At 69.3% G+C, this 18,451-nt stretch carries 21 protein-coding genes; 5 read left to right on the forward strand and 16 right to left on the reverse strand.

Annotated elements, in window-relative coordinates:
* Positions 1–44 precede the first annotated feature (44 nt).
* The 3 genes from AB8810_RS10535 (at position 45) to AB8810_RS10545 (ending at position 2,724) form a co-directional block, all read left to right on the forward strand.
* Complete coding sequence (locus tag AB8810_RS10535; RefSeq protein ID WP_179565650.1) at positions 45–815, forward strand: NAD kinase; 771 nt, start codon at positions 45–47, stop codon at positions 813–815.
* Positions 816–949: 134 nt separating this feature from the next.
* Complete coding sequence (locus AB8810_RS10540) at positions 950–1,915, forward strand: 5'-nucleotidase (protein WP_179565081.1); 966 nt, start codon at positions 950–952, stop codon at positions 1,913–1,915.
* Positions 1,912–2,724, forward strand: a complete 813-nt coding sequence (locus AB8810_RS10545; RefSeq protein ID WP_369916449.1) for a transferase — start codon at positions 1,912–1,914, stop codon at positions 2,722–2,724. Before AB8810_RS10540 ends, AB8810_RS10545 begins: the two co-directional genes overlap by 4 nt.
* A gap of 123 nt (positions 2,725–2,847) precedes the next feature.
* Here the strand turns inward: AB8810_RS10545 and arsB are convergent, their stop codons facing one another.
* The 3 genes from arsB to AB8810_RS10560 are packed head-to-tail and all read right to left on the reverse strand — an operon-like array spanning position 2,848 to position 4,772.
* On the reverse strand, positions 2,848–3,927 hold the full coding sequence (gene arsB, locus AB8810_RS10550) for an ACR3 family arsenite efflux transporter (RefSeq protein ID WP_369916450.1): 1,080 nt from the start codon (positions 3,925–3,927) through the stop codon (positions 2,848–2,850).
* Positions 3,928–3,937: 10 nt separating this feature from the next.
* Positions 3,938–4,435, reverse strand: a complete 498-nt coding sequence (locus AB8810_RS10555; protein WP_369916451.1) for an arsenate reductase ArsC — start codon at positions 4,433–4,435, stop codon at positions 3,938–3,940.
* Between the two features lie 4 nt (positions 4,436–4,439).
* Positions 4,440–4,772, reverse strand: coding sequence for a helix-turn-helix transcriptional regulator (locus tag AB8810_RS10560; RefSeq protein WP_225209658.1), 333 nt, complete (start codon positions 4,770–4,772; stop codon positions 4,440–4,442).
* A gap of 112 nt (positions 4,773–4,884) precedes the next feature.
* Between AB8810_RS10560 and AB8810_RS10565 the strand changes: the two genes are divergently transcribed.
* Together AB8810_RS10565 and AB8810_RS10570 are read left to right on the forward strand one after the other, a co-directional pair.
* A complete protein-coding gene (locus tag AB8810_RS10565; RefSeq protein ID WP_369916452.1) occupies positions 4,885–5,373 on the forward strand; it encodes a MarR family winged helix-turn-helix transcriptional regulator in 489 nt (162 codons plus the stop codon).
* 38 nt (positions 5,374–5,411) lie between these two features.
* Entirely contained in the window at positions 5,412–6,002 is a 591-nt protein-coding gene (locus tag AB8810_RS10570; RefSeq protein ID WP_369916453.1) for an arsinothricin resistance N-acetyltransferase ArsN1 family A, read from the forward strand.
* Between the two features lie 133 nt (positions 6,003–6,135).
* On the opposite strand, the gene AB8810_RS10575 is transcribed toward AB8810_RS10570, so the two are convergent.
* From AB8810_RS10575 to asnS, 13 genes are all read right to left on the reverse strand, one after another.
* On the reverse strand, positions 6,136–6,672 hold the full coding sequence (locus AB8810_RS10575) for a DUF2939 domain-containing protein (RefSeq protein ID WP_179565077.1): 537 nt from the start codon (positions 6,670–6,672) through the stop codon (positions 6,136–6,138).
* A 111-nt stretch (positions 6,673–6,783) separates the two neighbouring features.
* Complete coding sequence (locus AB8810_RS10580) at positions 6,784–7,470, reverse strand: DUF2461 domain-containing protein (RefSeq protein WP_179565075.1); 687 nt, start codon at positions 7,468–7,470, stop codon at positions 6,784–6,786.
* Positions 7,467–8,906, reverse strand: coding sequence for an exodeoxyribonuclease I (gene sbcB / locus AB8810_RS10585; RefSeq protein ID WP_369916454.1), 1,440 nt, complete (start codon positions 8,904–8,906; stop codon positions 7,467–7,469). Before sbcB ends, AB8810_RS10580 begins: the two co-directional genes overlap by 4 nt.
* Before the next feature lie 128 nt (positions 8,907–9,034).
* Positions 9,035–10,414, reverse strand: a complete 1,380-nt coding sequence (locus AB8810_RS10590) for an FAD-dependent oxidoreductase (RefSeq protein WP_369916455.1) — start codon at positions 10,412–10,414, stop codon at positions 9,035–9,037.
* 34 nt (positions 10,415–10,448) lie between these two features.
* Positions 10,449–11,720, reverse strand: coding sequence for a kynureninase (gene kynU, locus AB8810_RS10595; protein ID WP_369916456.1), 1,272 nt, complete (start codon positions 11,718–11,720; stop codon positions 10,449–10,451).
* Between the two features lie 30 nt (positions 11,721–11,750).
* On the reverse strand, positions 11,751–13,886 hold the full coding sequence (locus AB8810_RS10600) for an FUSC family protein (RefSeq protein WP_369916457.1): 2,136 nt from the start codon (positions 13,884–13,886) through the stop codon (positions 11,751–11,753).
* Positions 13,887–13,919: 33 nt separating this feature from the next.
* Positions 13,920–14,444, reverse strand: coding sequence for a 3-hydroxyanthranilate 3,4-dioxygenase (locus tag AB8810_RS10605; protein WP_179565065.1), 525 nt, complete (start codon positions 14,442–14,444; stop codon positions 13,920–13,922).
* Positions 14,445–14,489: 45 nt separating this feature from the next.
* Positions 14,490–15,152 carry a carbonate dehydratase gene (can, locus tag AB8810_RS10610; RefSeq protein WP_058197164.1) on the reverse strand — a complete coding sequence of 221 codons (663 nt, stop codon included), beginning with the start codon at positions 15,150–15,152 and terminating at the stop codon, positions 14,490–14,492.
* A gap of 147 nt (positions 15,153–15,299) precedes the next feature.
* Positions 15,300–15,923 (reverse strand): FMN-binding negative transcriptional regulator, encoded by a 624-nt coding sequence (locus tag AB8810_RS10615; protein WP_179565063.1) that lies wholly within the window; start codon positions 15,921–15,923, stop codon positions 15,300–15,302.
* Positions 15,924–15,930: 7 nt separating this feature from the next.
* A complete protein-coding gene (locus tag AB8810_RS10620; protein WP_179565061.1) occupies positions 15,931–16,245 on the reverse strand; it encodes a hypothetical protein in 315 nt (104 codons plus the stop codon).
* Positions 16,242–16,547 (reverse strand): hypothetical protein, encoded by a 306-nt coding sequence (locus tag AB8810_RS10625; protein ID WP_369916458.1) that lies wholly within the window; start codon positions 16,545–16,547, stop codon positions 16,242–16,244. The genes AB8810_RS10620 and AB8810_RS10625 overlap by 4 nt, the downstream gene beginning before the upstream one ends.
* Positions 16,544–16,921, reverse strand: a complete 378-nt coding sequence (locus AB8810_RS10630) for an ADP-ribosylation/crystallin J1 (protein WP_191824094.1) — start codon at positions 16,919–16,921, stop codon at positions 16,544–16,546. The genes AB8810_RS10625 and AB8810_RS10630 overlap by 4 nt, the downstream gene beginning before the upstream one ends.
* 4 nt (positions 16,922–16,925) lie before the next feature.
* A complete protein-coding gene (gene asnS / locus AB8810_RS10635) occupies positions 16,926–18,326 on the reverse strand; it encodes an asparagine--tRNA ligase (RefSeq protein ID WP_179565055.1) in 1,401 nt (466 codons plus the stop codon).
* Positions 18,327–18,451: the final 125 nt, after the last annotated feature.

An 18,451-nucleotide genomic window follows, 5' to 3' on the forward strand; every position in this document is an offset into this window, starting at 1 on the left:
CGTAACGGCGTGCCGGGTATGATCGCGGCATGAACGTTCCTGTCCTGCCGTCTTCTCCCCGCATCTGTTTCCTTGCCAGCACCGCGCCAGCCGCGCTCGCGGCGCGCGACCAGCTGATCGCGCGCTATGGCGACCATGCGCCGGCCGACGCCGATGTGCTGTGCGCGCTCGGCGGCGACGGCTTCATGCTGCAGACCCTGCATCGTCACGGCGGCCTGGGCAAACCGGTGTTCGGCATGAAACTGGGCACGGTCGGCTTCCTGATGAACCAGTATCTGGACGACGATCTGGTGGTGCGGCTGGCGCAGGCCGAGCCGGCCAAGCTGCGGCCGCTGGAGATGCTGGCGCAGACCGAGTCCGGCACCACCACCGGTTCGCTGGCCTACAACGAAGTGTCGCTGCTGCGGCAGACCCGCCAGGCCGCGCACGTCAGCATCGACCTCAACGGCCAGACCCGCGTCGACGAACTGATCTGCGACGGGGTGATGGTGGCCACGCCGGCCGGCAGCACCGCCTACAACTCCTCGGCGCACGGCCCGATCCTGCCGCTGGGGTCGCACACCCTGGCGCTGACCCCGATCGCCCCGTACCGGCCACGGCGCTGGCGCGGCGCGATCCTCAAGGCCGACACCGAAGTGCGCCTGCGCGTGCTCGATCCGTACAAGCGCCCGGTCAGCGTCACCGCCGACTCGCACGAAACCCGCGACGTGGTCGAAGTCACCATCCGCGAATCGCGCGACCGCCTGGTCACCCTGCTGTTCGATCCGGAGCACAACCTGGAGGAGCGGATCTTGAGCGAGCAATTTATGGTTTGAAAGCGGGGATTGGGGAGTCGGGATTGGGGATTCGCAACGGCGGGTCTGCCGCTCCGACGCTCTACTCCTTTACGTTCCGCTCCAGTAAGCCGCTTTTGCCAATCCCGAATCCCCAATTCCGAATCCCTGCTCCCATGTCCGACAACTCCCCCCGCCTGCTAACCGTCGCGATCACCTCGCGTGCCCTGTTCGATCTGGAAGAGGGCCATGCCCTGTTCGAGCAGCAGGGAGTGGAGGCGTACAGCGCGTACCAGCGCGAGCGCGAGGACGATGTGCTGGCGCCGGGCGTGGCGTTCCCGGTGGTGCGCAAGCTGCTGGCGCTGAACCAGGGCACGCCGCCGGAGACGCCGCCGGTGGAGGTGATCCTGCTGTCGCGCAATTCCGCCGATACGGGGCTGCGCATCTTCAATTCGATCCAGCACTACGGACTGGGCATCGTCCGCGCCACCTTTACCTCCGGCGAGGCCACCTGGCCCTACGTCAAGCCGTTCGGCACCGACCTGTTCCTGTCGGCGAATCCGGAATCGGTGCGGCGCGCGCTGAGCCACGGCATCGCCGCGGCGACGATCCTGCCCAAGCCGCCGGGCGAGCATGCGCAGGAAGCGGCCGCGGCGGCCGGAGCGATCGATTCGGAGCGGTTGTCCACGCAGCTGCGCATCGCCTTCGACGGCGATGCGGTGATCTTCGGCGACGAGGGCGAGCGCTTCTCGCGCGAGCAGGGCGTGGAGGCGTTCGGCCGCTACGAGCGCGAGAACGCGCGCGAGCCGCTGACCGGCGGGCCGTTCCGCAATTTCCTGTCCGCGCTGCATGCCTTGCAGTCCGCGTTCCCGGCCGGCGAAGCCTCGCCGATCCGCACCGCGCTGGTCACCGCGCGCTCGGCGCCGGCGCACGAGCGGGTGATCCGCACGCTGCGCGAATGGGGCGTGCGCCTGGACGAGGCGCTGTTCCTGGGCGGCCGCCACAAGGGGCCGTTCCTGCAGGCGTTCGGCGCCGACATCTTCTTCGACGACTCGCAGCACAACATCGACAGCGCCGCGCGCGAGCGGGTGGCCGCCGGGCATGTGCCGCACGGCGTGGCCAACCTCATCGCCAAGCCGTGAGCGCGGCCTCCGGCGGCGGCGCAGGCCGCTGGGCCACGCTGCGCCAGTTGCTGCGGCCGGACCGCGCGCAGACGCAGGCGCTGCGCCCGGGACGGCCGTACGTGGAGCGCGGCTGGCGCTACACCAGCCTGCAGTTCAAAGGCGAGGTGACGCAAAGCCGGATGCTCACCTGGTGGCCGCACGTGCTGGAAGTGGACTACACCCGCAGCATGCTCGGCGCTCTGCTGCTGCGGCCGGAGCCGCGCTGCATCGGCATCGTCGGCCTGGGCGGCGGCTCGCAGGCCAAGTTCTGCTACCGGCATCTGCCGCGGGCGCGCATCGAGGCGATCGAGGCCGATGCCGACGTGCTGGCGCTGCGCGACGCCTTCCACATCCCGGCCGACGACGCGCGTTTCCAGGCGCTGCACGGCGACGGTGCGAAACTGCTGCCGCAGCGCCGCGGCCGCTACGACCTGCTGCTGCTCGACGCCTACGATGCCGACGGCATCCCCGCGGCGATGCGCACGCGCGGTTTCTACGACGATTGCCATGCCGCGCTGACGCCCGGCGGCGTGCTGGCGGTGAACCTGTACGACACCGACACCCGCCAGCACGTGGCGCACCTGCGCAAGATCTTCGGCGGCCGGGTGCTGCGCATGGACGAGCCGGAACTGGACAACCACGTGGTGTTCGCCTGGACCGGCGATCTGCCGGCGCTGGACGCGCGCGCCGCGCTGGCGCACCTGCCGTGGTCGGCGCGCTGGCAGTTGCGGGCGACGTTCCGGCGCCTGCAGCGGGCATTTGCCGCCACTGCGCGTTCGCCCCGGTAGGACGCGAACGGCTGCGAACGGCGTCGGCATCGGCCGTTGCCAAGCGCGTCCGGCATGCCGCATACGCCGCGCTGTTCGGGATGGTGGTGAATCGTGCCGTCGCCGATGGCGCGCGCGGCGGGATCACCGTGCGAGGGTATGGTGCTCGTACCAGCCGCGCGAGCGGTTGACCACACGCACCACCAGTAGCATCACCGGCACTTCGATCAGCACCCCGACCACCGTGGCCAGTGCCGCGCCGGAGTGGAAGCCGAACAGGCTGATGGCAGCGGCGACCGCCAGTTCGAAGAAGTTGCTGGCGCCGATCAGTGCCGACGGGCCTGCGATGCTGTGTTTCTCGCCGGCCTGGCGATTGAGCCAGTACGCCAGGCCGGAATTGAAGAACACTTGGATCAGGATCGGCACCGCCAACATGGCGATGATCAGCGGCTGCGCGATGATGGCCTTGCCCTGGAAGGCGAACAGGAGCACCAGCGTCAGCAGCAACGCCGCGATCGACAGCGGGCCGATGCGCTGCAGCGTTCGCTCGAAGGCGCCCTGGCTCCTGCGCAACAGTGCCCGCCGCCAGAGTTGCGCGAGGACCACAGGAATGACGATGTATAGCGCCACCGACACCAGCAGCGTGGCCCATGGCACCGTGATCGATGATAGTCCCAGCAGCAAGCCGACGATGGGGGCGAAGGCGAACACCATGATGGTGTCGTTGAGGGCGACCTGCGACAGCGTGAACACAGGGTCGCCGCCGGTCAGTCGGCTCCATACGAACACCATCGCCGTGCACGGCGCGGCGGCCAGCAGGATCAGGCCGGCGATATAGCTGTCCAGTTGTTCGGCCGGCAACCAGTGCGAGAACGCGTGGCGGATGAAGATCCACGCCAGCAGGGCCATCGAGAACGGCTTGACCGCCCAGTTCACGAACAATGTCACGCCGATGCCGCGCCAGTGCTGCCTGACCTGGCCGAGCGCGGCGAAATCCACCTTCAGCAGCATCGGCACGATCATGATCCAGATCAGCACGCCGACCGGCAGGTTGACCTGGGCGACTTCCATCCGGCCGATGGCCTGAAACACCCCCGGCGCGAACTGGCCCAGCGCGATGCCGACGATGATGCACAGCGCCACCCACACGCTCAGGTAGCGCTCGAAGCCGCTCATGGCGGAGGGTGCTGGCAAGTGGCCGGAGACGTCGGTGTCGGTGCTCATGGCGCCTGCCTCACTGCTGGCCGATATCGCGCAGTTCGCGTTGCAAGGACATGCTGTCGAGGCGCTGCAGAGGCAGCGACAGGAACAGGTCGATGCGCCTGCGCAGCGTGACTGCAGCGTCGAGAAAGGCCTTTTGCTGCTGTTCCTCAGAACCCTCGACCGCGGCCGGGTCGGGTACGCCCCAATGGGCGGACACCGGCGTGCCCGGCCATAGCGGGCACGCCTCGCCAGCGGCGTTGTCGCAGACGGTGAAGATGAAGTCGAACCTCGGCGCAGCGGGGGTCACGAATTCGTCCCAGCTCTTGCTGCGGTAACCCGCCGTCGGCAGGCGCAGCCGTTCCAGCGTCGCCAGCGCCAGCGGATGGACCTCCCCTTTGGGGTGGCTGCCGGCCGAATAGGCATGAAAGCGGCCCTTGCCCAGTCCGTTGAGCAGGCCTTCGGCAAGGATGGAACGGGCCGAATTGCCCGTGCAGATGAACAGCGCGTTGTAGGTGGTGTCGGTCGTCATGATGTCAGCAGTCGCAGCGAGTGGAAGGGGAAGCCTCAATGACCTCGCAGACGCCACCTTGGCAGCAGTGCTCGGTGAGATAGCCGATCAAGCCGTTCATATGGCCGTATTCGGCGCGATAGATCAGGTTGCGGCCCTGCTGCTCAATGCTGACCAGTCCGGCATGCGCCAGTTCCTTCAAGTGGAAGGACAAGGTGTTGCGGGCGACATCGAGGCGCTCGGCGAGAATGCTGGGCGTCATGCCCTCCGGACCGGCCACGACCAGGGCACGGAACACGCGCAGGCGTTGGGTGTGGGCCAGGGCACTCAGGGCGGAGACAGCGCGTTCTTCGTTCATAGTTCGATGATACATCATTTATTGAATTATTTTGTTTGATGGCACTTCGTCTTGAAGGAGAGTCGCGCCCTGCATATGGTTGCGGGTAACAACCAATTCGGTCCATGTTCCGATGTCCGCCGCACGCACTGCCAAGCTCGACGACGATGCCCGGGCGCTGAGCGAAGCGGTATCCGATCTGGTGAGGCTCTATCAGTTTCGGGACCGCGATCAGGTGTCCTGTCTTGGCATATCGGTGACCCAGTGCCATGTCCTGGAGACCTTGGTGGAGCAGGGCCCGCTGCGGGCGGGGGATGTCGCCAGGCGGCTCTTCTTGAACAAGAGCACGATGAGCCGCGTCGTCGATGCGCTGGAGCGCAAAGGCCATGTCAGGCGCCAGGCCGACGCGACGGACCAACGTGCGTGGCTGCTCGAAGTCACCGCGTCCGGCCATGCCTTGCATGCCCGAATCAAGGCGGATCTGCTCAGGCAGCACAAGGCCATCGTGGCCGACGTCGACGCGCAGACCCGGGCCAGCGCCGCCGCGGTGATCCGCCGCTTCGCTGACGCCGCCGCGCGGCGGTTTCATTCGGATACACCTCCAACTGCAGCGTCCGAGTAAGCCGGTGTGTTTCCGCGCGTCGCGGGGTGTTTGAGTACATGGTTGCCGCCAACAACAAACAGGAGGGCCGCTGCATGCCGATTCGAATCGCCACCCGGGACGATGCCGAAGCCATCGCCGCGATCTACAACCAGGGGATCGCCGAGCGCCGTTCGACATTCGAGACCCAGCCGCGTGGTGCCGAGGACATCCGCGAGAAGCTGGGAGCGCAGGGTCTCATGCCGTATCTGGTCGCAACCGATGCCGACGGCACCGTGCTGGGCTGGGCCAATATCAGCTGCTATCGCCCGCGCGCCTGTTACGCCGGAATCGGAGAGTTCTCGATTTACCTCGAACGCGGATCGCGAGGTCGTGGCATCGGCCTGGAACTTCTGGGAGCGTTGATTGCGGAAGCGCGCCGCCTGGGCTACTGGAAGCTGTTGTCGCAGATCTTCCCGATCAATGCGGCAAGCCGTGCGTTATGCGCGCGATGCGGCTTTCGCGAAGTGGGCATCTACGAGAAGCACGCGCAGCTGGAAGGGGAGTGGCTGGATGTGGTGATCGTCGAGCGGGTGATCGCGGAAAACCTGACGCCCGAACGCGTGCTCGACATCACCGAGAGGGCTTCTTATCGTAGTGGCGCGTGCTAGTCGGAGCGCTCGACGGATCGGCATGCAGCCAATCCAGCCAATCGGGTGTGGCGTCGATCTCGGCCGCTCCCGAGGGGACTTCGTGGGGCTCTGGCCCCCCCGGTCGTCCATTGGCCGAGTTGCATGGAGATTCCTACAGGGGCAGCAGGATGTTGCTGAGCTTCCAGCGCAGCCCGTCGCGGGTGAAGACGCACGGCACCGCGGTGCCGTCGGCGGTGTGGAGGGTGGCGACGAAGCGCGAGGTCGATTCGAAGCGGTGCTCGGCCTGCCGCAACGGTTGCGGCGGACGCGGCGCGGCATAGGTGTCGCCGCCGACGGTGTCGCCGCTGGCGCGCTTCCACAGCGCGTCGCCCTGCAGCAAGGCGCCGATCCCGGCCGGGGTGACCATCGCATCCACGCCCATGCCGCTGACGCTGCCGGCCAGCGACAGCAGCGCGCCGCCGAACAGGCCGGCCTGCAGATCCGGCCCGGCGCGGCGCAGCAACGCATCGTCGACCTGCGCCTTCAGGTTGACCCGCAGGGTGGGGAAGTCGACGTAGCGCTCCAGCGCCGCCGCATCGCGCTGTTCCAGCGCCTGGCTGATGCCGCGGATCGCCAGGTAGGGCCCGGCGACGACGTAGCCGCCGAGCGCGAGCAGGGCGAGGAACAGCAAGGCCAGCCATTTTTTCATCGTGTGCCTCGGTGCGGATGCATCTTTTGTAGGAGCGGCTTCAGCCGCGACAGGCGTTACCGATGATGCCTGTCGCGGCTGAAGCCGCTCCTACAGGGAAAGCGGACTGCCTCAAAATTCCAGATCCAGGGCCGCGCACAAATAGTCCACGAACGGGGCCAGCGTCTGCAGATCGGCCGCCACCAGCGAGCGCAGTTTCGGCCCGGTCATGGTGGCGTCGTCGAGCTGGCGCCAGAACACCCAGTTCTTGTGCTTGAGGTCGTCGATGAACTCGAACTCGGCGGGGAAGCCGCGCGGCGGCCGCACCAGCATTTCCGTGGCCTCGAAATCGAAGCGGCGGCGCAGCTTCGGCGCGTGCGCGGCGGCTTTCCAGCTGCCCGGGTTGTCGAAGATGAACTGGCGCACCTTGCGCTGCGTGTCCGGCTCCGGATGCCACAGGCCGGCACCGACGAAGCTCTCGCCCGGCTGCAGGTGGATGTAGAACGACGGCGCCGGCACCTGCTTGCGCCGCTCGTGGAACAGGCGCGCGCCCTGCCAGGTCTTGTACGGCGACTTGTCGTGGGAGAAGCGCGCGTCGCGATGGATGCGGAACAGCGAGCCGCCGACGCCGCGCGGGTCGGAGCGGAAATGGTCGCTGACCTGGGCCAGGTCCGGCTGCAGGTCGGTGATCAGGCGCAGGAACGGCTGGCGCACGTGCTCCTCGTACTTGTGCCGGTTGTCGTTGAACCAGGCCTTGTCGTTGTGCCGCGCCAGGGCACGCAGGAACTTGAAGCTGGCGTCGCTGAAATAAGAGGTCATAGAGTCCGTTGCAGGTCCTGGCCCCAGGCGGCCAGCTGATCGAGCAGGGCTTGCTTGGTAGCATCATCGGAGTGAGCCAGACGTAAATCGGCGAGCTGCGCGAAGTAGCCGTCCAGGCCCAGTTCGGACAGGCCGCTGTCGCCATGCAGGCGCCGGCGCCGGTAATCGTCCCAGCGGTTCTGCTCGACGATGGACAGCGTCTGCGGCCAGTTGCGCGCGCGGTAGCGGAACAACAGCTCGGGCAGGCGCGGATCGCGGAAGCCGGTTTCCAGCGGCGCCAGCTGTGCCGGCGGGGTCGCGCGCACCTGCGCCATCGCGCGCTTGTCGGTGTCGGCCAGGAAGCCGTCGTACAGCGAGGCATCCACGTCGGCCGGAGCCGCCGCGCGTTCGTTGCCGAACACGCGGCGGACCTTCTCGGCCAGTTCCGGCCCGGCCTCGCGCAGGCGCGCGGCCTTGGCCAGGATCTGCGCCGGGTCGATCTGCAGGCGGGCGAAGTCGGGCTCGCGCAGGTGCGACCAGGCGACAAGTGCCGGCGCCTTGTTCAGGTGCACTTCCTTCAGCGGGATGCGCTGCTCGCCTTCGGGCAGATCGGCCTGCGGGGTGTACAGGCGGTCGGCGATCTGCTCCGGGGTGTAGCGCAGCAGCGGCTCGATATCGCCTTCCAGGTCGAACACCAGCACCCGGCTGTCGATCCGCGGATGCCGCGCCAGCGGCAGCACCGGCGCGGCGCACAGGCGCGCGGCCGGATAGCGCATCGACACGTGCAGCACGGGCTGCATCGCCACCACGTCGAGCAGGCCGCCGCAGAAGCGCTTGTCGCGCAGTTTCAGCGCGTAGTCCCACAGCCGCGGTTGCCGCTCGCGGAACAGCCGCGCCATGCCGATGGTGGCGTAGACGTCGGACAGCGCCTCGTGCGCGTCGCCGTCGCGCACGCCGTTGGCCAGCGCCAGCTGTTCCAGCTTGAACGAGGTGGCGCCGTCCTCGCGCTGCGGCCAGACCACGCCGTCCGGGCGCAGCGCGTGCATCAGCCGCAGCATGTCCAGCAGGTCCCAGCGCGAATTGCCGCCGCGCCACTCGCGCTCGTACGGATCGTGGAAATTGCGGAACAGGCCGTGGCGCACGAATTCGTCGTCGAAGCGCAGCGAGTTGTAGCCCAGCGTGCAGGTCTGCGGCCGCGCCATCTGCTCGGCGATGCGCGCGAACGCATCGGCCTCGTTGACCCCGTCGCGCAGGGCTTGCTGCGGGGCGATGCCGGTGATCAGCGTGGCGATCGGCGAGGGCAGCAGGTCGTCGGCCGGCTGCACGAAGAAACTGACCGGCTCCTCGACCAAGTTCAGCGCCGCATCGGTGCGCACCGCCGCGAACTGGGCGATGCGTGTGCGCCGCGGATCGGCACCGAAGGTTTCCAGGTCGTAGAAGAGAAAGCTGTCGGGCATGGTCGGACCAGAGCGGTGTGGGTGGTGCGTGCGGGCTGGCTTTTGCAGGAGCGGCTTCAGCCGCGAGCAACGCTACCGGTAATGCCGGTCGCGGCTGAAGCCGCTCCTACAGGGTAAGGCAGACAGGCTCAATGCGCGCCGTCCAGCGGTGCCAGGCGATCGTGCACGGTGCGTTCCAGCCAGGCCCAGTCGATCCGCGACAGGTCGCTGTGGCCCTGCGTGGCCTGCACCAGGATCTGGCGCTGGATCTCGCTGCGCTCCAACGCCAGCGCGTACGGCGTGCGCAGGAAGGTGACCATGGTGTAGTGCGGCACGAAGCGGGTCGGGTGGCGCTCCTGCAGCGCCTGTTCCAGTTCGCGCTGCAGCAGGAAGCCGGCATCGCCGACGCGGTCGCGCATCTCGATGTAGTTCTCCAGCGCCATCTGCTGGATCGCGCTGGCGTTGGGCTTGCGCTCGGCCTCGAAAGCCGCGTAGGCGCGGCCCAGGTCCGGTTCGCGCTGCAGGTGCGCGGCCAGGGCGACGCAATCCTCGAACGCGCAGTTCATGCCCTGGCCGTGGAACGGCACCATCGCATGCGCGGCATCGCCGAGCAGCACCGCGCGCCCGTCCAGGTGCCAGCGTTCCAGGCGTAGCGTGCCGAGCAGGCCCGGCGGGTGCTGTTCCCAGTGCTCGGCCAGTTGCGGCATCAGCGGCAGCGCATCGGCGAAGTCGCGTTCGAACAGCGCCAGGGCTTCCGCGCCGCTGCGGGTGGTGGCGAAACTGGGCTCGCCTTCGTTCGGCAGGAACAGGGTGACGGTGAAGGTGCCTTCGTCGTTGGGCAGGGCGATGCACATGTAGTGCCCGCGCGGCCAGATGTGCAGCGCGTTGGCCTCGATGCGGAAGCCGCCGTCGGGGTTGGGCGGGATCTCCAGTTCCTTGTACGAATGGTCCAGGAACTCGGTGTGCTCGGCCATCGGCGACTTGCGCTGCATCGCCGCGCGTAGCGCCGAGCCGGCGCCGTCGGCGCCGATCATGCTGCGGAAGCGGATGTCGTGCGGCTGGTCGTCGCGGTCGTCGATGAAGCGCGCGTAGCCGGCGTCGAAGTCCACCGTGTGCAGGCGCCGGTAGAAGTGGATCTGCGCGCCGGCCTGTTCGGCCAGCTGCAGCAGGGTGATGTTGAGGTCGTTGCGGTGCACCGACCAGATCACCTCGCTGTCGTCGCGGCCATAGCGTTGCAACTGCTGGCGGCCGTCGGCGAAATGCACCATGCGCCCGCGCATCATCACCGCCTTGGCCATCACCGCGGCGTCGGCGCCGGCCTGGCGCAGCGCGTGCAGGCCGCGCTCGGCCAGCGCCAGGTTGATCGAGCGGCCGCGCTCGTAGTCCTGGATGCGCGGATCGCCGCGGCGCTCGTAGACGGTGACGCGCCAGCCCTGGCGCGAGAGCAGGATGGCGAGCAGGGAACCGGCCAGGCCGGCGCCGATCAGGGTGATGCTGCGGGGGGAGGCGCTCAAGGAGAAATCCGGCATGACGCGCGGCGGTGGCCGCGCAGGAGGGGGCGGCTCAGACGCCGGCCCAGGTTTCCGCTTCCTCGACGAAGCGGTAGACGTCGCGATAGCGGGTGTACAGCGGCACCGGGCTGATCCGGATCACGTCCGGCTCGCGCCAGTCGCCGAGCACGCCGACCGATTGCAGGTACTCGAACAGCGCACGGCCGCGTTCGCAGCCGCCGATCACGCGCAGCGACAGCTGGCAGCCGCGCTGCGCCGGGTCGGCCGGGGTGACGATCTGCAAGGTCTCGGCCAGGCGCGCGCGGATCAGCGTTTCCAGATAGCCGGTCAGTTGCAGCGACTTGCGCCGCAGCGCCGGCAGCCCGGCGCGTTCGAACAGTTCCAGCGAGGCGCGCAGCGGCGCCATGCTCAGGATCGGCGGATTGCTCAGCTGCCAGCCGTCGGCGCCGGGCGCGGCGAAGAACTCCGGCCGCATCTGGAAGCGGGTGCGCTTGTCGTGGCCCCACCAGCCGGCGAAGCGCGGTGTGTCGCCGTGGCCATGGCGCTCGTGCACGAACGCGCCGGCGACCGCGCCGGGGCCGGCGTTGAGGTACTTGTAGTGGCACCACACCGCGAAATCGGGCGCGGTGTCGTGCAGAGTCAAGGGGATGTTGCCGACCGCATGCGCCAGATCGAAACCGACCGCGGCGCCGGCCGCGCGGGCCAGCCGCGCCACCGCGTCCAGGTCGAAGGCCTGCCCGGTGCGGTACTGCACGCCCGGCCACAGCACCAGCGCCAGGCGCGGGCCGTGTTCGGCGATGGCGCGCTCGATCGCCGCCAGCGACACGGTGCCGTCGGCGCCGTCGGGCTGCACTTCGATCAGTTCGGTCGCCGGGTCGAAGCCATGGAAGCGGATCTGCGAGGCCAGCGCATGCTGGTCGGACGGGAACGCGCCGGCCTCGATCAGGATCGCCGGGCGCTCGCGGGTGGGGCGGTAGAAGCTGACCATCAGCAGGTGCAGGTTCACCGTCAGCGTGTTCATCGCCACCACTTCGTGCGGCAGCGCGCCGACCAGCTGCGCCAGCGGCGCGGCCAGCAGTTCGTGGTAGGTCATCCACTGCGTGTCGCCGGTGAAGTGGCCTTCCACCGCCAGCGTCGACCACTTGTCCAGCACCTCCTGCACCGCGGCGCGCGCGCCGCGCGGCTGCAGGCCGAGCGAATTGCCGACGAAGTAGGCCTGGTCGGCGCCCTGGTGCTGCGGGAACAGGAATTCGCGGCGCAGCTCGCGCAGCGGGTCGGCGGCATCGAGCGCGGTGGCGTGGTTGCGGGTCAGGATCTCGTTCATCGGCAGCGGGTAACGGGACGATGGCACAGTCTACCGGTCGCGGCGTAGCGCTTCGTCGGCGGGCGTGGCGGTGGCCGGCAGCATGGCGCTGCGCAACAGGTGGGTGAGGGTGCCGACGCTGTCGGCGACGCGGTCGCCGGTGTCGGCCAGCGCGGCCAGCGCCGAGCCGTCGCTGGCCTCCTGCAGATGCGCGGCCAGCGCCTCGGCCAGGCGCCGTTCGTCGTTGCGCAAGGTCGCCTGCGGCGGCGGGGTGCCGCTGCGCAGGCTGTCGGCCAGTTGGGTCAGCGCCGCATGCGCCTGCTGCCGAAACTGCGCCAGTTCCGGCAGCGGCGGCAACGCCGGGCTGTCGCGCAGCACCGCTTCCAGCGCCAGCGAGGCGCGGATCAGGCGGTTGCCGTTGGCCAGCACCGATTCGGCCAGCTTGAGTTCGCGCAGGTTGCGCTTGCGCCGCGGTTCGCCGCGCAGGCGCTCGATCGAGGCCTGTACGTTGGTGCGCGCGGTACGCGACGCGGCGCGGGTCTCCGGCAGCGCCTGCAGGCGGCCTTCGAGCAGCGCGGCGAGATGGTCGCGATAGGCCAGCAACAGCTGCGCCAGGGTGGCGCGGATATGCCGCCGCTCCCAGGTCGGCCACAGCGCATAGGCGACCAGCGCCAGCGCGCTGCCAAGCACGGTGGCCTGGATGCGTTCGCCGATCGCCTCGCCCGGGGCCATGCCTTCGAACGACAGCAGCAACACCAGCATGCCGGTCAGGCAGGCCACGCCGAGGCCGTAGTTGACCTGGGTCAGCAGGCGGAAGCCCAGGCAGAACACGGTCAGCAACAGCAGCCGCACCACCGCGCCGTCCATCGTGAAGTGGGCCAGCACGGTGGCCAGCACCAGCCCGGCGAAGGTGCCGGCCACGCGCAACGCGCCGAAGCTGAGGGTGCCGCCGAAATCCGGCTTGAGCACGATCGCCGTGGTCATCGGGATCCAGTAGCCGTGCGGGATCGCCTGCCAGCGTTCGAACAGCACCGCCAGGCTCAGGCACTCGCCGCAGCGCAAGGCATGCCGGAACGCGACCGAGGAGAAGCCGAGGTTGGCGCGCAGGGTCTGCAGCGGCGCCAGCGGGCGCAGCGCCGCCGGCAACCGGGCCTCGGCCAGCTCGGCCTGGATCTCGCCGCGGCTGCTGGCCCAGTGGCCATTGCGCACCAGCGCGCGCAGCTGCCCGCCCAGGCCCTGCGCGCGGGCCACGGCAATGCGCAGCAGGCGCCGCTCGCGGGTGTCCTGCGCTTGCGCCTGGGCCTGCGCCAGCGCCTCGGCCAGATCGTCGAAGCCGGTCATCGAGGCCTCCGCCGCGGCCGGGTCTTCGGCGTTGTCCAGCGCGTAGGCGAGCTGGTCCAGCACCACCGCGCTGCGCTCCAGCACGCGCTCGATCGGCAGCCGCGCGGCGGCGGCTTCGTCCAGGCGCCCGTGCAGGTCGGTCAGGGTCAGCAGTTCCAGCCGCGCGCGTTCGCACAGCTCGGCGATGATCCGGAACGACTGCACCGCCAGCCCGCGCGAACGGTGCTCGCCGTGCAGCATCACCATCGCCTCGAGCACCGCTTCGGTGGCCGGCGGCGCCAGCGTCGCGCTCGGCCGCTGGCGGGCGATGCCGGCCAGCTGCCGCATCAGTTCGGCCAGCGCGAACCGCTCCGGGCGGTAGCGCTGCAGCGGCCAGGCGGCCAGCGCCATCAGCATCTGCAGCACGCCGCCGGCGAAGATCAGCGCGGCCACGCCGACGCTCTGTGCCGCAGGGAGGCGCACGTCGGCGCTGACCACCAGCAGGATCATGCTGGTCAGCCCGACCCGCGCCGCGACCGGGCCCAGCGCCACCAGCAGGCCGCCGCCCAGGCCCAGCAGCAGCGCCGCCAGCGCCAGCGCCGGGGTATGCGCGCCGATCAGCATGCCCAGCAGCGCCGCGCCGCCGGCGGCCAGCGCCGCCATCAGCATGCGCTGCATGCGCGCCCGGTACGGCCCGGGCTGGTCGGAGAACATGGTGTTCAGCGCGCCGGTGGCCATCGCCAGGCCCAGTTCGGCATGGCCGCTGGCCACGCCCACGGCGAGCGGGGCGACCACCGCGAAGGTGTTGCGCAGGGCGACGCGCAGCGGGACGTCGCGCGGCTTCAGCGCGATCAGGCTATGCAGCATCGCAGCCCGGCGCGACGGTCGGCGAGGGTGCGCTCACGGCGCGGCGACGGGCGCCGGCACCGGGTGCAGCTGTCCGCAACGGCCGCAGGTGCGCAGCGCCTCGGAGGCGTAGAAGCGCGCGAACACCGGCGGAAAATCGGTCTCGATATTGCGCAGCGGGAAATATTCTGCGTACAGCAGGTGGTTGCAGCGTTCGCAATACCACTGCAGGCCGTCGTTCTCGTGCGGCAGGCGGCGGCGCTCGATCACCAGGCCCACCGAATCGGGCAGCCGCTGCGGCGAATGCGGCACCTTCGGCGGCAGCAGGAAGGTCTCGCCGGCGCGGATCGGGATCTCGCGTACCGCGCCGTCTTCCTGGATCCTCAATACCATCTCGCCTTCGAGCTGGTAGAACCACTCCGGGCCTTCGTCGTAGTGGAAGTCCGAGCGCGCGTTCGGCCCGCCGACCGCCATCACGATGAAGTCGCCGGCGTAGATGCACTTGTTGCCCACCGGCGGCTTCAGCAGGTGCCGGTGTTCGTCGATCCAGGCGTGCAGGTTCAGCGGGGCGGGGAGCATGCGGTGTCCTTGGGCAGTCGTGTCGGCGCGGGCGCCGGCACCGGATCAGCGATCCTCGCGGTCCTGGCAGATCCGCGCCAGTGCGGCATCGTAGCGCGGCGCCAGGTCCTCGATCCGCTCCAGTTCCATGCCCAGGTCGTGCACGCGGCCGTCGCGCAGGCTGTAGACCCAGCCGTGCACGGTCAGCTCCTGGCCGGCGGCCCAGGCGTCGCGCACGATCGAGGTGCGGCTGACGTTGACCACCTGCTCGAGCACGTTGAGCTCGCACAGGCGGGCGTGCTGCAGGGTCAGGTCGCCGGCCTGCTGCAGGCAGCCTTCGTGCTTTTCGGCCACGTCGGTGACGTGGCGGATCCAGTTGTCGACCAGGCCCAGGCGGGCGCGGGTCAGGCCGGCATGCACGCCGCCGCAGCCGTAATGGCCGACCACCAGGATGTGCCGCACCTTCAGCACTTCCACCGCGAACTGGATCACCGACAGGCAGTTGAGGTCGGTATGCACGACCACGTTGGCGATGTTGCGGTGGACGAACACCTCGCCCGGCGCCATGTCGATGATCTGGTTGGCCGGCACCCGCGAATCCGAGCAGCCGATCCACAGGTATTCCGGGGTCTGCTGCTTGGACAGGCGGCCGAAGAAGTCCGGATCCTCGCGATTGATCCGCTCGGACCAGGCACGGTTGTTGTGCAGTAGCTGATCGATTTTGCTCATAGCCGCGCATTATTCCAGAAGCCGGCGCACACATGGGCGCGTCGCGGCGGCGGCGGGCGTGGCGCGGTTCATCGGCGCGGACACACGCCGGCGTATGTTGGTCGGGACGCGCGGCGCGCCCGCGCCCGCGCGCGGACGCAGGCGCCGTCAGCGCCGTTGCAGGCGCTCGCGCATCAATGCGGCCACCGCCTGCGCGCCAGGATCGGCCTGCGCCTGCAAGGCCGCGCTCACCGCCGTCGCGTTCGCTGGCGGGTGGTTCTGGCTCAGCTTGAACTTCAGTTCCACCCGCTCCGGTTCGAAACGGAAACCGACGATGCCGCGCAACTGGCGCCGGTGCGCCTCGTTGTGCGGCTCGTAGCGCCAGTCGCTGCCGAGCGCGCGCTCGTGGCGTTCGCTGAGCCGGGCCACGATGTCGGCCAGCAGCGCTTCGTCGTCGCTGGCCTGCAACCGGCCATGCAGGTGCGCGGTGGCGTAGTTCCAGGTCGGCACGCGCGCCATCGCCTCCTTGTCCGGATACCAGCCCGGCGACACATAGGCCTGCGGCCCGTGCACGATCAGCAGCGCCGGGCCGGCATGCCGCGACTGCGGGTTGGCGCGCGCCCAGTGGCCCTCGATCACGATGCGCGTGCCGTCGCGCCGGTACAGCACCGGCAGCGGCGTGGCGCAGGGCAGGCCGTCGGCGACGGTGACCAGGGTGACGAACGGATCGCGCGCGATCAGCGCGTCGAGCGCGCCCAGGTCGGTTTCGGCGAACGCCGGCGGGACGTGCATCGGCGGCTCAGGCGCGCGTGCCCAGGGTCTGGGTCATGCGTCCGCGCAGCGCGGCATCGTTGTCGGCCTGCGGCGGCGCCACTTCGTGCAGCGAGAACCCGCGCGCCAGCGCGTCGTCCTCGTCCAGGCCGTCGAAAGCGACGAACTCGGCGTCGAACAATGCCGCCTGCGCGGTGTCCTCGCTGTCGTAGCTGAGCGTGTTGCCGTCGCTGTCCAGCACCTCGGCGGTGCCGGCTTCGCGCACGCGCAGGCGCGCCCACACCAGGATGCGGCCGAGGCTGGCCAGGTACCACCGATCGGCGGCGGAAGCGTCTGAAGTCATGGAATCACCAGGGAAAGCAGCCAGAGCAGGGCGGCCATGCCCAGGCCGAAGAAGATGGTCAGCAGCGACAGCCAGGCCGGGGTCGCCAGCCCGGACAGCGAGCGGTCGCCGAGCGGGCGGTAGCGCCGCGCCAGCAACCAGCCCAGCGCCACCGGCTTGAGAAACGCGCCGGGGCCGAACGCGTTCACCAACGCCGGATGCCGGTCGCGGATATGCACCAGGGTCAGCGGCCAGAAGATCAGGAACGCGCTGAACCCGGCGATGGCCACGCCGACGAAGCACAGCGCGAAGAACAGGATCATGCCGAGGTCTCCTCGAGCGGAGCATCGAAGCGCGCCACGATCTCGATGAGACCGACGATATTGTCGTTCAGCGTCTCCAGCGCCTCGGCCGGGATCCACCACTCGGTGTGCTGCGCGCCGCCCACCTTCTGGATCGGATAGGGCGCCATGAATGCCGCGCGCACCGCGAACCGCGCCACGTAGCCGACCCCGCTGTCCTTGACGTTCCAGCGCCCGGCGATCTCCTCGGCGTAGCGCTGGTTGGTCACCGGATAGAAGATCGGCTGTTCCGGCAGCCGCGGCGGCCAGCGCCGGAACCCGGAATCGCGCACCAGCGCGAATTCCTCCGGTCCCAGCGGCCGGTACATGGTCACCGTGGCGTCGGCGTCGGCCATGTCCTCAGAACTCGGCGCTGCCCGGCGCGCGCGGGTAGGGGATCGCGTCGCGGATGTTGCTCAGCCCGCAGATGTAGACCACCAGGCGCTCGAAGCCCAGGCCGAAGCCGGCGTGCGGCACCGTGCCGTAGCGGCGGAAGTCGCGGTACCAGCCGTAGTGCTGCGGATCCAGGCCGAACTGCACCATGCGCGTGTCCAGCACGTCCAGGCGCTCCTCGCGCTGGCTGCCGCCGATGATCTCGCCGATGCCCGGGGCCAGCACGTCCATCGCCGCCACGGTCTTGCCGTCGTCGTTCAGGCGCATGTAGAAGGCCTTGATGTGCTCGGGGTAGTTCGTCACCACCACCGGGCGGCCGACGTGCTGCTCGGTCAGCCAGCGCTCGTGCTCGGTCTGCAGGTCCAGGCCCCATTCCACCGGGAACTCGAACTTGTGCCCGGACTTCTGCAGCAGCGTGATCGCATCGCCGTACTCGATGCGCTCGAACGGCGAGTTGATGAACGCCTCCAGCTTGCTGATCGCGGTCTTGTCCACGCGCTCGGCGATGAACGCCAGGTCGTCGCCGCGCTCCTCGAGCACCGCGCGGAACAGGTACTTGAGGAAGTCCTCGGCGACCCGCGCGTCCTCGGCCAAGTCGGCGAAGGCGATCTCCGGCTCGATCATCCAGAACTCGGCCAGGTGGCGGGTGGTGTGGCTGTTCTCGGCGCGGAAGGTCGGGCCGAAGGTGTAGACCTTGCTCAGCGCCAGGCAGTAGGCCTCGACGTTGAGCTGGCCGGACACGGTCAGGAAGGTCTCCTTGCCGAAGAAGTCGCGGCCGAAATCGACCTGGCCCTTGCCGTCGCGCGGCAGGTTGGCCAGGTCCAGGGTCGACACGCGGAACATCTGTCCGGCGCCTTCGGCGTCGGAGGTGGTGATGATCGGGGTGCTGATCCAGTTGTAGCCGTTCTGGTGGAAATAGCGGTGCACCGCCTGCGCCAGGCAGTTGCGGATGCGGGTCACCGCGCCGAACAGGTTGGTGCGCGGGCGCAGGTGCGCGACCTCGCGCAGGAATTCCAGCGAATGCGCCTTGGGCTGGATCGGATAGGTTTCCGGATCCTCGACCCAGCCCACCACCTCGATCGCCTCGGCCTGGATCTCGAAGCTCTGGCCCTGGCCCTGCGAGGCGACCAGGCGCCCGCGCGCGATCACCGCGCAGCCGGCGGTCAGCCGCTTCACTTCCGCCTCGTAGTTGGGCAGCTCGGCCGGCGCCACCACCTGGATCGGCGCGAAGCAGGAGCCGTCGCTGACGTTGACGAAGGACAGCCCCGCCTTGGAATCGCGCCGGGTGCGGACCCAGCCGCGTACCGTCACCTCGCCGCCCGCCGGGATCTTCCCGGCCAGCGCATGCTCAACGCTCACCACCGTCATGACTTGAATCCTCGCCGCAGCGACTCGATATGGAACGGGCAAGTGTACTGGCTGAACCGCGGCGCTTGCGAGGCACGGTGCGCATCCGCCGCCGCGCTTCCTCCCTATAATGACCGTTCGCTGTT

The organism is Xanthomonas sp. NCPPB 3005 (assembly GCF_041228095.2).
GTDB classification, from domain to species: Bacteria; Pseudomonadota; Gammaproteobacteria; order Xanthomonadales; family Xanthomonadaceae; genus Xanthomonas_A; species Xanthomonas_A bonasiae.

What these genes read in the sequence shown, in the direction of transcription:
- AB8810_RS10540 (WP_179565081.1), top strand. Translation starts at nt 950, where the DNA reads ATGTCCGACAACTCCCCCCGCCTGCTAACCGTCGCGATCACCTCGCGT.
- arsB (WP_369916450.1), bottom strand. Translation starts at nt 3,927, where the DNA reads ATGAGCACCGACACCGACGTCTCCGGCCACTTGCCAGCACCCTCCGCC.
- AB8810_RS10555 (WP_369916451.1), bottom strand. Translation starts at nt 4,435, where the DNA reads ATGACGACCGACACCACCTACAACGCGCTGTTCATCTGCACGGGCAAT.
- AB8810_RS10560 (WP_225209658.1), bottom strand. Translation starts at nt 4,772, where the DNA reads ATGAACGAAGAACGCGCTGTCTCCGCCCTGAGTGCCCTGGCCCACACC.
- AB8810_RS10565 (WP_369916452.1), top strand. Translation starts at nt 4,885, where the DNA reads ATGTCCGCCGCACGCACTGCCAAGCTCGACGACGATGCCCGGGCGCTG.
- AB8810_RS10570 (WP_369916453.1), top strand. Translation starts at nt 5,412, where the DNA reads ATGGTTGCCGCCAACAACAAACAGGAGGGCCGCTGCATGCCGATTCGA.
- AB8810_RS10575 (WP_179565077.1), bottom strand. Translation starts at nt 6,672, where the DNA reads ATGAAAAAATGGCTGGCCTTGCTGTTCCTCGCCCTGCTCGCGCTCGGC.
- AB8810_RS10580 (WP_179565075.1), bottom strand. Translation starts at nt 7,470, where the DNA reads ATGACCTCTTATTTCAGCGACGCCAGCTTCAAGTTCCTGCGTGCCCTG.
- sbcB (WP_369916454.1), bottom strand. Translation starts at nt 8,906, where the DNA reads ATGCCCGACAGCTTTCTCTTCTACGACCTGGAAACCTTCGGTGCCGAT.
- AB8810_RS10590 (WP_369916455.1), bottom strand. Translation starts at nt 10,414, where the DNA reads ATGCCGGATTTCTCCTTGAGCGCCTCCCCCCGCAGCATCACCCTGATC.
- kynU (WP_369916456.1), bottom strand. Translation starts at nt 11,720, where the DNA reads ATGAACGAGATCCTGACCCGCAACCACGCCACCGCGCTCGATGCCGCC.
- AB8810_RS10600 (WP_369916457.1), bottom strand. Translation starts at nt 13,886, where the DNA reads ATGCTGCATAGCCTGATCGCGCTGAAGCCGCGCGACGTCCCGCTGCGC.
- AB8810_RS10605 (WP_179565065.1), bottom strand. Translation starts at nt 14,444, where the DNA reads ATGCTCCCCGCCCCGCTGAACCTGCACGCCTGGATCGACGAACACCGG.
- can (WP_058197164.1), bottom strand. Translation starts at nt 15,152, where the DNA reads ATGAGCAAAATCGATCAGCTACTGCACAACAACCGTGCCTGGTCCGAG.
- AB8810_RS10615 (WP_179565063.1), bottom strand. Translation starts at nt 15,923, where the DNA reads ATGCACGTCCCGCCGGCGTTCGCCGAAACCGACCTGGGCGCGCTCGAC.
- AB8810_RS10620 (WP_179565061.1), bottom strand. Translation starts at nt 16,245, where the DNA reads ATGACTTCAGACGCTTCCGCCGCCGATCGGTGGTACCTGGCCAGCCTC.
- AB8810_RS10625 (WP_369916458.1), bottom strand. Translation starts at nt 16,547, where the DNA reads ATGATCCTGTTCTTCGCGCTGTGCTTCGTCGGCGTGGCCATCGCCGGG.
- AB8810_RS10630 (WP_191824094.1), bottom strand. Translation starts at nt 16,921, where the DNA reads ATGGCCGACGCCGACGCCACGGTGACCATGTACCGGCCGCTGGGACCG.
- asnS (WP_179565055.1), bottom strand. Translation starts at nt 18,326, where the DNA reads ATGACGGTGGTGAGCGTTGAGCATGCGCTGGCCGGGAAGATCCCGGCG.